The sequence below is a fragment of the Pedobacter sp. genome (assembly GCF_039594775.1).
Lineage (GTDB): Bacteria > Bacteroidota > Bacteroidia > Sphingobacteriales > Sphingobacteriaceae > Pedobacter.
Genome location: NZ_JBCNMT010000012.1, coordinates 1 through 13,013 on the forward strand (window position 1 = coordinate 1; position 13,013 = coordinate 13,013).

Below are 13,013 nucleotides of genomic sequence, written 5' to 3' on the forward strand. Positions count from 1 at the left end.
TATATTTGAAATATTAATTTTAAATTTATAATAATGTCGAAAACAAAAAACTTCGTATTCTGGGGCTTATACATTGTTGCTTGGCTCATTTTTGTAGGCTTGGCCATTGAAGCTGGAGGTTTAGTAGTAAATTTCTTTTTTAGCCTATACAAGCCTGAATTTGTCCAAAACCTTTATCAAAAGTTGGACTTATCTGAAATATATAATGACAGTAAATTAGTTTTTTTTAATATTTATAGCTTCATTCTAATCATTTCAATCCTAAAAGCTTACCTATTTTACGTAGTTATTAGACTAATGCATAAAATGGATTTATCAAAGCCGTTTAATACTTTTGTTGCGAAACAAATTTCACAAATTAGTTACTATACTATTTCAATTGGACTATTAAGTTATATTGGCAGACAATTAATTAAAAATTTAATGCACCACGGTTTTATAGTCGACAACTTGAACCAATTTTGGACGGACAGTCAAGCCTTTATTTTAATGGGAGCTGTAATTTATATTATTGCTATCATTTTCAAAAAGGGAGTAGAAATCCAAAATGAAAATGATTTAACTGTATAAACTATGGCAATCATTGTAAATCTAGATGTAATGATGGCAAAGCGAAAGATGTCGCTTAATGAACTATCAGAAAAAGTTGAACTCACTCTTTCCAATCTTTCCATTTTAAAAACCGGAAAAGCAAAAGCAATACGTTTCAGCACTTTAGAAGCCATTTGCAAAGCACTAAATTGCCAACCAGGAGATATTTTAGAATACGTAGAAGAGTAGCTACTTTACCTTGAGCTGCTTTCTGATTTGTTTAACCTTTGCAAAAAAAGCGATGCTTTCTTTGTCCACCAAGTAATCCATGGTTTGCAAGAGCTCGTCCTTAATCCATGAATGAACGGCATTGAAATTGGCCAAAATATTCAAACAATTTGATTTGATGGCGACTGGCACTTGCTCATCAATTAACCAACTGAAAGTAGTTTCCACTAGCCTTTCGGTATCATAATTCATTAAGATTTCCTTTATTTCTGGCAATGCATTCTTTTTACTGAGCAGTGCCAGTATTTTCGAAAAATGCCTACGTGCCGATAAATTATTTTGCTTCGAAAAACCATCGAGGAAATAAATAATAAAAGGTACAAATTTCCCTGGGTTGTTTTCATAAACATTCTCTAAAATCCAAGCCGCTCTGAAGCTAATTTTCTCCTCTGGATGAAAAGTAAGGTCAATAATATCTTTAATCGCCATTTCATTTTGCATAGAAATGGCGGCTAGTTCTGCTACCTTGCTTTTTTGCAAAGTTGTTTTGATTTCGTTAATCAACTGGTCTTTCACAATAACGAAATTAACATTTGTAAGCCCGTTGCAAAAAAAAGACTTTCAACAAAGCAAGTTTCGGATTTAATAAACGCCATACTGTTGGGATATTTGTATAAATTTAAAGCACATGAAAACGCAACAACAGCTTAATTACGAAAGAATAGCTAAAGCAATTGACTACATCAGCACACATTTTAAAAATCAACCTGATTTAGAGGAAGTGGCCGAAAACGTAAACCTAAGTCCTTTTCATTTTCAACGATTGTTTACTGATTGGGCAGGCACTAGTCCAAAAAAGTTTCTACAATATGTAAGCGTAGGTTATGCAAAACGCTTACTACAAACAGAACAGTCAAACCTATTTGATGTAGCCTTTGAAACCGGCCTTTCGGGAACCAGTAGATTACATGATCTATTTGTAAACATTGAAGGCATGACACCAGCAGAATATAAAAATGGTGGTGCTGATTTGGTTATCAATTATAGTTTTGCCAGTAGTCATTTTGGCAACTTGTTGGTGGCTTCTACTTCCAAAGGTGTTTGCTACATGGCTTTTTATGAAGATGAAAGTCAAGCACTGGCGTTATTGAAGGCCAAATTTCCAAATGCCAACTATAGACAGCATTTAGATGTGATGCAACAAAACGCTTTGTTTATTTTCCAAAACGATTGGTCGAAATTACAGGATATTAAATTACATTTAAAGGGCACTGATTTTCAGCTGAAGGTTTGGGAAGCACTACTCAAAATCCCAATGGGCAAACTTTCTACCTATGGCAAAATTGCCGAAAGTCTTGGAAACCCGAATGCTTCAAGAGCTGTAGGTACCGCCATAGGAAGCAATCCCATTGCTTTTCTAATTCCATGCCATCGTGTAATACAAGGAAATGGTTCTTTTAGTGGCTACATGTGGGGCACAACCCGTAAAACGGCCATTATTGGTTGGGAACAAGCTTTTGTTAAGGAGGAACTAGGGGTTAGGGATTAGGAACTAGTGGTTAGTGGTTAGTGGTTAGTGGTTAGTGGTTAGTGGTTAGTGGTTAGTGGTTAGTGTTGGAGAATCTCTAATGCTTTTTGTAACTTCAATTTTAACAAAAACCCACTACCTATGGCTATTAAATGTTTTGAAGATATTGTGGCTTGGCAAAAAGCGCAAGACCTAGCAGTTGTTATTTACAAAGATTTCAAGAATAATTTTGATTGGGATTTTAGAAGTCAAATTTGTAGAGCTTCTGTTTCTGTATCAAACAATATTGCGGAAGGATTTGACAGAGGCACGAAACCTGAATTTAAAAGATTTTTATACATCGCATTAGCCTCAAACAGTGAAGTAAGGTCAATGCTCTATTTAGCGTTAAGGTTAAACTACATTAATGAAATCACCTTTAAGGATATTCTATTACAGTCTGAAGAAATTGCCAAAATACTTAACGGACTCATCAAATCACTAACTCCTAGAACCTAGTTACTAATACCTAACCACTAACTCCTAGCTCCTAATGACAGACCTATTCAATAACGAGCGTGACGCAACAACCAATCTCCTTCCAAAAGAGGGAACAGTGAATTACTACGGCAAAGTTTTCAGCAAAGCCGAAGCCGATTTTTACTACCATCACCTGCTCGAGCATGTTTTTTGGGAAAACGACCAGGCTGTAATTTTTGGAAAATTGATCATCACCAAACGGAAAGTAGCTTGGTATGGAGAGAAACCATTTGAGTACACCTATTCGAACATTACAAAAACTGCCCTACCCTGGACCAAAGCGCTTCTTGCTTTAAAACAAAAAGCCGAGGAGCTTTCTGGTGAAACTTTTAATTCTTGTTTGCTCAATCTTTACCATAATGGCAATGAGGGTATGGCTTGGCACAGCGATGCCGAAAAAGACCTCAAGAAAAATGGAGCAATCGCTTCTTTGAGTTTTGGTGCGGAAAGAAAATTTGCGTTTAAGCACAAAGAAGATAAAACCATTATCTCGCTTAATTTAGAGCATGGCAGTTTATTAATGATGAAAGGTACCACACAAACCCATTGGCTGCATCGCCTACCTCCCACTAAAAAAGCCTTTATACCAAGAATAAATCTAACTTTTAGAACAATTGTAGAAGCTTAATGGTTGCGCAATTTATTCATCCTTGCTTTCTCACCGCTGCTGTAATTGGTTGTTTTAGCATTGCTTTCCTTCTTTTTCTGGAATGCGGCCTCCCTAAAAGCTTCTTCTTCCGCCTGCTGACGCTCTAGCTCTTTTGCTCGCTTAGTTTTCTGCTTAGTAGCTTTACCCATGTCCTCAATTTTGAGGTCTTCAGGCAATTCCGCTTCTTCCAATTTATGACCAATGGCTTGTTCTATTTTACGAAGTTGAGGTAATTCTAAGTCGGTAATAAAGTTCAATGCAACCAAATCCACCTCATCCTTTTTAATCACCCTATTGATATAAAGCATTTTGTCTTCTGGTAACTCAAAATGAATGATAAAAGGAATGTTGGTCAAGCTTGTTTCTTCATAGTTTTCATTGGCCACAATAAGCACACGAGCCCTGTCATTTACTTTAAAAGCTTCTAAACTTTCAAAGCCAGCCTCATCAAAAAATAATGGTTTATAAACAAAAACGTCATTAGCTTTACCATCAAATAAGTCTTTTGAAAGGGTTTGGGCAGTCAATCGAGTATTTACAAAAACTACTACTTTATCAAATACCTCGGTATCCTGTAACAACAAATTGAGCAAATTCAGTTTTGTACGGAAATTAGGTACAGGGTATACGAGCTGGGGATAAGTTTCTACCGTAGTTTCTGATAGTTCTTCTACTTCAACGGTCGTTGGCATGAACATAAAATCGGCAATCATTTTATCCAATCTGTCATGCATGACCTCCGTAAACACCAAGTGCTGGCACTTTTGGATACTGTTGGCCAGTTCGTTAATGGGTAATTGCAAACCTTGCTTCACCATATCGCCTGCATCATCAATTACCATCATTTGGATTTTGTTGGTATTTAAACCCAATTTAAGGTAAATGGCCCTAGCTCTGGAAGGTATAGCTACCACAATATCCACCCCATCAGTCAGCTCTTCTACCTGCTCATCAATGGGCTCATCAGCGTGAATGCCTACTATTTTGAAGGTACTATTCCTATTCAATTGGTTGAAGTATTCCAACACCTCTAACACTTTTTCCTTTGAGGGAACTAAAATAAGCGCTCTTGGCGCATCGCCTCCCCCTGTTTTTAAACGCATTAAAGTTGCCAACACATAGGTGGTTGTTTTACCACTTCCTTCGGGACCAATGGCAATAATATCCTGTCCGCCCAAAATACGAGACATGGTTTTTAATTGCATTTCCTTTGCCGACAAATGGCCCAAGGCGCTCATGGCCGAAACCAAAGGCTTACTTAACTTTAACTGCTCTAACGACACGCTTAAAAATTTAATTGAGGGACAAATTTACGGATATTAATTGTTTAACAGAAAAATAAGGCTTTTCCCGAATTTTACTTCAACGGTTGTAGCGTTTTTAAAAATACGTACGTATAGGTAGCGATTAACTAATTTTATTTATGTTATGCAAAATGATATTTGATATCATTTTGTGCGAAAAAGAGGTATATAGCTTATTTTTATAGCCCTAAGAAGAATATAATTTAGCCAAAACAACGGTAGTGCATGCGTGAAAAGCAAGGCCTTAATGAGCTGATATCTTACTGCAAACAGGGAAACCTTCGTTATCAGGAATTGCTGTATAAACAGTTCTATGGCTATGCTTTGGGAGTTTGTATTCGCTACTTGAATAATCGGGACGACGCTTTAGAGGCTGCCAATGACAGTTTTATCAAAGTGTTTAAATCCATTGGAAGCTTCAACGAAGAAAATGATTTCAAGCCTTGGTTCAGAAAGATTCTGGTAAATACTTCTTTAGACCACAAAAGAAGGTCGATGCGTTTTAGCGAGGCTTTGGAACTTACAGATACCATCCCGCAAAGCATCCATACTTCTGTAATTGACAAACTTAGCGCTCAAGATATTTTAGCACTAATGAAGCATTTAAATGAATTGCAGCGTACCGTTTTTAATCTTTATGAAATTGACGGCTACTCACATAAAGAAATAGGCAGCATGCTGAACATCCCTGAAAGTTCTTCGAGAACGTATTTAACCAGGGCAAAGCAAGCTTTACAGCAATTATTGGCAACCCACTCCATTTACACAAGATAAAAGAGCGATGAAAGCGAGTGACGAAGAACTAATAGAACAAATAAAAGTCGTTTTTAACGATTACGACGACGGCCTGAGCGAACAGGGCTGGGCCGATTTGCGCAAAAAATTCCCTGCAAAGGAAAATAAAAAACTACCTATTTGGTGGTTAAGTGGCATTGCTGCGAGCTTACTTTTGATAATGGGATTATATTTTGGAGAGGTATTTAATACTGAAAAGACGATTTTACAAAACGCTAAAAACAAAAAAGTAGAAATACCCTCTAAAGCTACTATTGATCAGATAACACCACAAAATGATTCCCTTGCTACCAATAATGCGGTAGCTAACGAAAATTCTGGCATACAAAAGTCTCGCCAGCAGGCCAAGCAATTTAGTGTATCAGCCGCTGATGAAATTCCTCTTATTGCAAACAATATTCCTGTTGGGGAAAAGCAACCTGAGAAAAATACAACCCCTCCTACCGAAGTGACCAAAAACAATCCTCCGATAGTGGTCGACAATGGTAATATGGTAGCCAATAACAAAGTTGAAACCAATCAGGTGGCAGGAACTGTTCAAGTAGATGCCCCTAAGAACACCATAGAAAAGGAAACTCCTCCAACTAAATTATCTACCGAAGAGTTTTTCAATAAGGAAAGCGAAAAATTAGCTAACAATAAAAATAAGAACACCGAAAAAAACAGCACTTCGAAAACTACCATTGATGTTTTTACGGGGACTTTTTTCAATTACCATGATAAAAATGAAGCAAAGCTAAGCGCTGGTGTTGGTTTAAATGCAAATGTGAAAGTGACTAAAAATATTGTTTTGAGCTTTGGTGCGGGCATTAGCCAAAATAAGGTGAGCTATGAAAACCAGGTTCCGGTAACGGTTTCAAATTCGATGTTTGCGGCTAGGGATAATGCCATGAGTTTAGCACCATCTACCAGCGTATATTCAGCTACCGCCACTAACGATGTGAGTTTCAATGGGCAATTATTGACCATTGACCTCCCTATGGCTGTGAAATTTTACCCTACCAAAAAGCAAGATTTCTATATTTCTACAGGGATAAATTCTACTTCGTACCTATCGCAGAAATACACCTACAATTACAATTGGAGCAATTTTGAAGTTAAAAACGGAGAAGCCCAACAACGACAAGAAACTGAAAAAAGCACTTTCAGAGGCTTCGATTTTGCCAATAGTGCCATTATTGCCATTGGAATCAACCAAAACTTAGGAAGAAACACCTTGATTTTTGAACCTTATTATAAACCAGCCTTGGGTACCATGGGCGATAAGAATCTAAGAATTAGCTCGGCTGGGCTTAACCTTAAATTTAACTTTAACGGAGGCAAAAAATAAAATAGCCATATCTATAAAAATTCAACAACATTAAGTGACAATATTCATTTACCTAGAAATGCTATCCAAAATTTTTGATACAAAAAGCTAAAATCATTTAAACTGCGTAAGTTTATCCTATCAATTAAACTTACATGTTGAAAATGAAAAAAATCATACTTAACCTATTCCTTTTGGGTTTTGGAGGGACTGTTTTAGCTCAAGATGCTATTACTTACCAAACACCGTCAAAAGTGATGGCAGATTTGTTGTTAGCCAAGCCAACTCCAGGGGTTAGCATCGATAGCAAAGCAGAATGGATTTTGTTTAGTGAACGTAATCCTTATCCTTCTATCGAAGAACTGGCAATGCCTGAATATAAAATTGCCGGCATGCGTATTAATCCAAACAATTACTCGCCAAGCCGTCAAACTTATGTGAACAGCTTTAGCTTAAAAAATATCAAAACAGGAAAAACAAGTGCCATTACCGGTCTTCCTACCACTTTATATGCGGGCAATGTGCGTTGGAATCCAAGTGAAACTAAAATTGCCTTCACCCAAACGGCTCCAGACAGAGTTGATTTATATGTAATTGACGTAGCCACTGCAAAAGCTACTAAAATTAACAAACAGCCTTTAAATGCTATTTTGGGCGCTGGTATGGTATGGGTAGACGACAATACTTTGATTTATCAAGTGGCTACCAAACCTGCAAGTGCTGCGCCAAAACGCCCATTAGCACCAAAAGGACCAACTGTACAAGAAAACTTGGGCAAAGTAGCGCCTAGTGCTACCATCCAGGATTTAATCAAATCACCTTATGATGAGCAGTTGTTTGAGTTTTTTGCGACTTCGCAATTGGTTCAAAACAAAGCTGGTGTGGAAACTCCAATTGGCGCACCTGCTATTTACAGCTCCGTTAGCTTATCGCCAGATAAAAACTACATGATGGTACGTACCATTAAAAAGCCATTCTCTTATTTGGTGGCTGCTTATGGTTTCCCATCTACGGTTAAGATTGTTGATAGAGCAGGAAAAACGGTTAAAGTATTAGCAGAATTACCTTCTAGCGAGGTTCGCCCTTCGGGTTACGACAACGTGCAAAATGTACCTCGCGGTTTCGACTGGAGAGATGATGAAGCTGCTTCTATTGTTTGGGCACAGCCATTAGACAGTGGTTTAATCAAGAAAAATGTAGAATTCCATGATGCTGTTTATGAATTGAAAGCACCATTCACTGGGGCCAGCAAAGAACTTTTCAAAACCAAAACACGTTTTGCAGGTGTAAGTTGGGGAAATGCCTCCTTAGCTTTGGTTAGAGAAATTTCCAGAATTAAACAAAGCAGTAAATTAAGTCGTTTTAACCCTACCACCGGCACTTTAGAAACACTTTATGAACTAAACACTACCGACGCCTACAACAATCCAGGTTCTCCAGTAACCGAGAAAAACAAATTTGGTCGTCAAGTAATTTTAACAACCGACAATGGCACCAAGCTTTTGTTGAATAACCCAACTGGTGCTTCTCCAAAAGGCGATTTACCTTTCTTGGCAAAATTTGACCTGAACACTAAAAAATCGGAAATATTATGGCGTTGCCAAGAAGGCACTTTTGAAGTCGTTACCGATGTATTAGACCCACAAAAATTAGTACTGCTAACCCGTAGAGAAAGTAAAACAGAAGTACCTAACTATTTCGTTAAAAACTTAATGCTTCGTATAGCTGACAGACAAATCACCAACTTCACCAATCCTTATACTGCATTGGATGGCGTGAGCAAACAAAAAATCTCCTACAAACGTGCTGATGGTATTGATTTAACTGGTGATTTATACCTACCAAAAGGTTATAACAAAGATAAAGATGGCCCACTTCCTGTATTGATATGGGCTTATCCACGTGAGTTTAACTCAGCAAGTGATGCCGCTCAAATTAGGGGTTCTGAAAATAAATTCATCACTATCAGCTCTGGAGGACCAATCTTTTATGTAACACAAGGTTATGCGGTATTAGATAACGCAGAAATGCCAATTGTTGCAAAAGATGGTAAAAAACCTAACGATTCATTTGTGGAGCAGTTGAAACTAAATGCTGAAGCCGCCATTAACAAATTAAGCGAAATGGGAGTTGGCGACAGAAACAGAATGGCTGTTGGTGGCCATAGCTACGGCGCTTTCATGACTGCAAATTTATTGGCACACACCAATTTATTTAAAGCAGGAATTGCCCGCAGTGGTGCTTACAACAGAACCTTAACACCTTTCGGTTTCCAAAATGAGGACCGTACTTACTGGCAAGCACCTCAATTGTACTATGAAATGAGTCCATTTAGCTATGCTGATAAAATTAAGACTCCTATCCTATTGATTCACGGTGAAATGGATGATAACCAAGGTACTTTCCCAATCAATAGCGAACGTTTATTTAATGCCATTAAAGGTCATGGTGGTACTACACGTTTTGTTTACCTACCTTACGAGGCGCATGGTTACAGAGCTAAAGAAAACATCCTTCACATGATTTGGGAAACCAATAAATGGTTAGATACTTATGTGAAAAATGCTAAACCAACAGCGGCAAAATAAATTAATCATTTATATATTTAAAGGGCGGTGTAAACACTGCCCTTTTTTATTTTTAACCGTTATTGCTCATGAACCATCCCACTTCTCCAAAAATCTTACTTTTCTTGTTGATTTTCTGTTTTTCTTTTTCTGCTATTGCACAAAAGTCCAGCAAATTTAAAATCATCGCCTTTTTTACAGGCAAAAATGACATGGCCCATGTAAGTTTTGTCAAAGAAGCTAACCAATGGTTTCCCGCAATGGCTAAAAAACATGATTTTGAGTATGATACCACCAGTAACTGGACCAATATGAATGCCAATTTCTTAGCTAAATACCAAGTTGTGCTTTTTCTGGATACTAGACCAGAAGACAGTTCCCAACGCGAGGCTTTTGAAAATTATATGAAAAATGGTGGTGCATGGATGGGATTTCACTTCTCGGCCTTTGCACTCAACCAGTCGGCTTTTCCTCAAAATTGGAACTGGTACCACGATGAGTTTTTAGGTTCCGGTCAATATAGCGGAAATACCTGGCGACCTACTTCGGCTATGCTACGTGTTGATGCCAAACACGAGGCCACCAAAAACCTACCTAAAACATTCAAATCGCAACCTAATGAATGGTATAAATGGGAAAATAACTTGCGTACCAATCCAAATATCAACATCTTACTTAGCGTAGATTCTACCAGCTTTCCATTAGGCACAGGACCTAAAGCCCATGAAATATGGCACCAAGGTGATTACCCTGTGGCTTGGACCAATAAGAACTACAAAATGATTTATGTGAACATGGGCCATAACGATATGGATTATGAACATAAGTATGGCAAAGACGTAAAAACCTTATCGAATACTTTTGATAATGAGCATCAAAACCAATTGATCATAGATGGCTTGCTATGGCTTGGAAAGCAAAAAAATGCTAAACAAAAAAAGTAATCCATCCTCCATATTTATTTAACCGCAGCCTCTTATATTTGCTATACGATGGACAAAATATTAGAAATTATCAGAGGTAGCCGAAAAGCGCTGCTAGCATTGGTTGAAGATTTAACGACTGAACAGTTAAATAAAATTCCTACGGGTTTTAACAATAACCTTGCTTGGCAAATGGGCCATTTAATTGTAAGCCAGCAATTGTTATGCTATAAGTTAAGCAACAACGAATTAATCATAGATCCTAGTTTAGTAGAAAAATACAGAAATGGCTCCAAACCCGAAAGTTTCATTTCTGCGGAAGAAATAGCACAGCTTAAACACGATTTATTGGCTGTTATCGATCAACTGGAAAGTGATTTGGCTACTGACAAATTCAACAACTATTTTCCTTATACCATTAGCACTTATAAGGGTTTAAAACTTGAGAACATCCAAGATGCGGTGAAGTTTATTGCTTCCCATGATGGCCTTCACTATGGCTGTAGTTTAGTGATGAAAAAGTTAGTGTAGCCGATGCCCTAGTTTCTATTGCCTATCCCTAAGTAGAACATTCCGTCTCCTTTACTGTTATTAAATAAACCAAAACCCAATAACAGATGAACATTACAGGAAATACAAAGGGCGGCAATACCGATTCGGAAAATACAAACAATAATGTTAAACCTCTAAAAAGCATTAAAAATGAAATTTACGAGGTAAAAACAAAACAGGTGAAAACCAAAAATCCTGCAAAACAGCGAGAATTAAGTGAGCAACCTGTACATTCAATTAAAAAAGCACCAAAGGAATAAGATTTATTATAGTGTAAATTGTTATATTAGGCTTACCTCAAACAGCTCGCCAATGATTGTTCAAAAGCCTTGTTGCTCTTTACTTCTATTTTTTATATTCTTTTTAGCTAATGGTATTGCCTATGCTCAAAAACCAACCGACACTGCCAAAAGGAATTCAGATCTTAACGAGGCGGTCTTAATACGGGACCAACAACAGGCAAATGTTGATTCTTTAATTAAAGAACGTTTAGAAAGAGAATTAAAAGCAGCCAGTGGCAATGTTCAAAAAACTTTAGAGCTAGAAAAAAAATTAAGGGAAATTGAAAGAACCGATTCCTTGCGCAAGGTTTCACAACTACAGGAAATAGCCAGTTTAAAGAAAACAACTAAGGGCTATCCAGTAATCTTAAATTTAGATACGCTATTTTACATCTATACCCGCACTGGTTCTTTTGATGCCAAGGAAAGGGCACAATCGATATCCGAAAAAATAAATAAAATATATGAAGACGCTTTTTACAACCCAGATTCCTTACGTATCAATTCACTAAATGATAGCCACGACATTATTTATAAGAAAAAGCTCATCATTTTAACTGTTGGAAATTTAGATGGACTGTGGCTTGGAAAAAGCAATGGAGATCTTGCTAAAGATTATCTAAACATCATCAAAAACAGTGTAGAAAGCGAGAAGAAATCACATAGCTTGATGAATTGGGCCAAGCGAATTGGCCTATCCCTATTGGTCATCTTGATGTTGGTCATCATTATCAGAGTTACCAACTATTTCTTTAGAAAATCAGCAAACTACCTTATTAATCAAAAAACATTAATGGAGAATGGGCTGGTAATCAAGAAAACGCAAATATTATCTCCCAAATACCTCGAAGGAATTCTTTTAAAGATCAACGGCATTGTAAAGATTATTGTTATCCTGTTGGTTATCTATCTTTCTTTGCCCTTACTTTTCAGTATTTTTCCTGAAACAGAAGGCTGGACCAACACGCTCCTCAAATGGATATTGAGTCCACTCAGAGCAGCCAGCAAAGCTATTGTTGACTACCTGCCTAATCTATTCACCATCATTGTCGTATACTTTATTTTTAAATACATTTTAAAGGCCATCAAATTTTTCTTTCGTGAAATCAGGGTGGGCAATGTTAAAATAAGAGGCTTCCACCAAGATTGGGCCATGCCTACTTTCAACATCCTAAAAGTTGTTCTTTATGCTTTTATGTTGGTAGTTATTTTTCCCTATCTACCCGGTTCAAGTTCACCAGCATTTCAAGGCGTATCTGTATTTCTAGGTATATTACTTTCTTTAGGTTCCTCTAGTGCCACAAGCAACTTAGTTGCTGGGCTGGTGATTACTTACATGAGGCCTTTTAAGGTTGGCGATAGGGTTAAAATTGGAGAAGTTACAGGAGATGTGATTGAGAAAACGATGTTGGTTACCCGCATTAGAACTATTAAAAACGAAGATGTAACGGTCCCTAATTCAATGGTACTGTCATCAAGCACAGTAAACTACTCAGCTAGAACAAAAAAGAACGAACCAGGACTGATCTTGCATTATACCGTAACCATTGGCTATGATGTTCCCTGGAAAAAGGTATACGAACTTTTAACGAATGCTGCCTTAGCTACCATTCATATTGAAAAGGAACCTGCACCTTTTGTTTTACAAACCAACCTTGATGATTTCAGCATTTGCTACCAGATCAACGCTTATACACTACAAGCCAATCTGCAAGCAGCCATCTATAGTAACTTATTGGAGAACATTCAAGACAACTTTAATGAGGCTGAAGTAGAGATTCTTTCTCCGCATTACAATGTTATCCGCAAAGAAGAAAAATAGAAAAC

At 37.3% G+C, this 13,013-nt stretch carries 14 protein-coding genes; 12 read left to right on the top strand and 2 right to left on the bottom strand.

Annotated elements, in window-relative coordinates:
- Positions 1-33: 33 nt before the first annotated feature.
- On the top strand, positions 34-570 hold the full coding sequence (locus tag ABDV71_RS19145) for a DUF2975 domain-containing protein (RefSeq protein ID WP_343535435.1): 537 nt from the start codon (positions 34-36) through the stop codon (positions 568-570).
- A gap of 3 nt (positions 571-573) precedes the next feature.
- Entirely contained in the window at positions 574-780 is a 207-nt protein-coding gene (locus ABDV71_RS19150) for a helix-turn-helix transcriptional regulator (RefSeq protein WP_113662525.1), read from the top strand.
- Here the strand turns inward: ABDV71_RS19150 and ABDV71_RS19155 are convergent, their stop codons facing one another.
- Positions 781-1,335, bottom strand: coding sequence for a hypothetical protein (locus tag ABDV71_RS19155; RefSeq protein WP_343535436.1), 555 nt, complete (start codon positions 1,333-1,335; stop codon positions 781-783).
- Positions 1,336-1,447: 112 nt separating this feature from the next.
- Between ABDV71_RS19155 and ABDV71_RS19160 the strand changes: the two genes are divergently transcribed.
- The 3 genes from ABDV71_RS19160 (at position 1,448) to ABDV71_RS19170 (ending at position 3,434) form a co-directional block, all read left to right on the top strand.
- A complete protein-coding gene (locus ABDV71_RS19160; protein ID WP_343535437.1) occupies positions 1,448-2,308 on the top strand; it encodes a methylated-DNA--[protein]-cysteine S-methyltransferase in 861 nt (286 codons plus the stop codon).
- 120 nt (positions 2,309-2,428) lie between these two features.
- Positions 2,429-2,785: a four helix bundle protein gene (locus tag ABDV71_RS19165; RefSeq protein WP_343535439.1), complete on the top strand. Its 357-nt coding sequence runs from the start codon at positions 2,429-2,431 to the stop codon at positions 2,783-2,785.
- Between the two features lie 34 nt (positions 2,786-2,819).
- Complete coding sequence (locus ABDV71_RS19170) at positions 2,820-3,434, top strand: alpha-ketoglutarate-dependent dioxygenase AlkB (RefSeq protein ID WP_343535441.1); 615 nt, start codon at positions 2,820-2,822, stop codon at positions 3,432-3,434.
- Here the strand turns inward: ABDV71_RS19170 and ABDV71_RS19175 are convergent.
- Complete coding sequence (locus ABDV71_RS19175; RefSeq protein ID WP_343535443.1) at positions 3,431-4,738, bottom strand: DEAD/DEAH box helicase; 1,308 nt, start codon at positions 4,736-4,738, stop codon at positions 3,431-3,433. The genes ABDV71_RS19170 and ABDV71_RS19175 overlap by 4 nt on opposite strands.
- A gap of 246 nt (positions 4,739-4,984) precedes the next feature.
- Here ABDV71_RS19175 and ABDV71_RS19180 point away from each other — a divergent pair, with 246 nt between their 5' ends.
- From ABDV71_RS19180 to ABDV71_RS19210, 7 genes are all read left to right on the top strand, one after another.
- On the top strand, positions 4,985-5,533 hold the full coding sequence (locus ABDV71_RS19180) for an RNA polymerase sigma factor (protein WP_343535445.1): 549 nt from the start codon (positions 4,985-4,987) through the stop codon (positions 5,531-5,533).
- Positions 5,534-5,540: 7 nt separating this feature from the next.
- Positions 5,541-6,884: a hypothetical protein gene (locus tag ABDV71_RS19185; protein WP_343535447.1), complete on the top strand. Its 1,344-nt coding sequence runs from the start codon at positions 5,541-5,543 to the stop codon at positions 6,882-6,884.
- A 143-nt stretch (positions 6,885-7,027) separates the two neighbouring features.
- Positions 7,028-9,451 carry a prolyl oligopeptidase family serine peptidase gene (locus ABDV71_RS19190; RefSeq protein ID WP_343535449.1) on the top strand — a complete coding sequence of 808 codons (2,424 nt, stop codon included), beginning with the start codon at positions 7,028-7,030 and terminating at the stop codon, positions 9,449-9,451.
- Positions 9,452-9,519: 68 nt separating this feature from the next.
- Positions 9,520-10,374, top strand: a complete 855-nt coding sequence (locus tag ABDV71_RS19195; protein WP_343535451.1) for a ThuA domain-containing protein — start codon at positions 9,520-9,522, stop codon at positions 10,372-10,374.
- Between the two features lie 48 nt (positions 10,375-10,422).
- A complete protein-coding gene (locus ABDV71_RS19200) occupies positions 10,423-10,884 on the top strand; it encodes a DinB family protein (RefSeq protein WP_343535453.1) in 462 nt (153 codons plus the stop codon).
- An 86-nt stretch (positions 10,885-10,970) separates the two neighbouring features.
- On the top strand, positions 10,971-11,165 hold the full coding sequence (locus ABDV71_RS19205; RefSeq protein WP_343535455.1) for a hypothetical protein: 195 nt from the start codon (positions 10,971-10,973) through the stop codon (positions 11,163-11,165).
- A 52-nt stretch (positions 11,166-11,217) separates the two neighbouring features.
- Positions 11,218-13,008: a mechanosensitive ion channel family protein gene (locus ABDV71_RS19210; RefSeq protein ID WP_343535457.1), complete on the top strand. Its 1,791-nt coding sequence runs from the start codon at positions 11,218-11,220 to the stop codon at positions 13,006-13,008.
- Positions 13,009-13,013 lie beyond the last annotated feature (5 nt).

What these genes read in the sequence shown, in the direction of transcription:
- ABDV71_RS19145 (WP_343535435.1), top strand. Translation starts at nt 34, where the DNA reads ATGTCGAAAACAAAAAACTTCGTATTCTGGGGCTTATACATTGTTGCT.
- ABDV71_RS19150 (WP_113662525.1), top strand. Translation starts at nt 574, where the DNA reads ATGGCAATCATTGTAAATCTAGATGTAATGATGGCAAAGCGAAAGATG.
- ABDV71_RS19160 (WP_343535437.1), top strand. Translation starts at nt 1,448, where the DNA reads ATGAAAACGCAACAACAGCTTAATTACGAAAGAATAGCTAAAGCAATT.
- ABDV71_RS19165 (WP_343535439.1), top strand. Translation starts at nt 2,429, where the DNA reads ATGGCTATTAAATGTTTTGAAGATATTGTGGCTTGGCAAAAAGCGCAA.
- ABDV71_RS19170 (WP_343535441.1), top strand. Translation starts at nt 2,820, where the DNA reads ATGACAGACCTATTCAATAACGAGCGTGACGCAACAACCAATCTCCTT.
- ABDV71_RS19180 (WP_343535445.1), top strand. Translation starts at nt 4,985, where the DNA reads ATGCGTGAAAAGCAAGGCCTTAATGAGCTGATATCTTACTGCAAACAG.
- ABDV71_RS19185 (WP_343535447.1), top strand. Translation starts at nt 5,541, where the DNA reads ATGAAAGCGAGTGACGAAGAACTAATAGAACAAATAAAAGTCGTTTTT.
- ABDV71_RS19190 (WP_343535449.1), top strand. Translation starts at nt 7,028, where the DNA reads ATGAAAAAAATCATACTTAACCTATTCCTTTTGGGTTTTGGAGGGACT.
- ABDV71_RS19195 (WP_343535451.1), top strand. Translation starts at nt 9,520, where the DNA reads ATGAACCATCCCACTTCTCCAAAAATCTTACTTTTCTTGTTGATTTTC.
- ABDV71_RS19200 (WP_343535453.1), top strand. Translation starts at nt 10,423, where the DNA reads ATGGACAAAATATTAGAAATTATCAGAGGTAGCCGAAAAGCGCTGCTA.
- ABDV71_RS19205 (WP_343535455.1), top strand. Translation starts at nt 10,971, where the DNA reads ATGAACATTACAGGAAATACAAAGGGCGGCAATACCGATTCGGAAAAT.
- ABDV71_RS19210 (WP_343535457.1), top strand. Translation starts at nt 11,218, where the DNA reads ATGATTGTTCAAAAGCCTTGTTGCTCTTTACTTCTATTTTTTATATTC.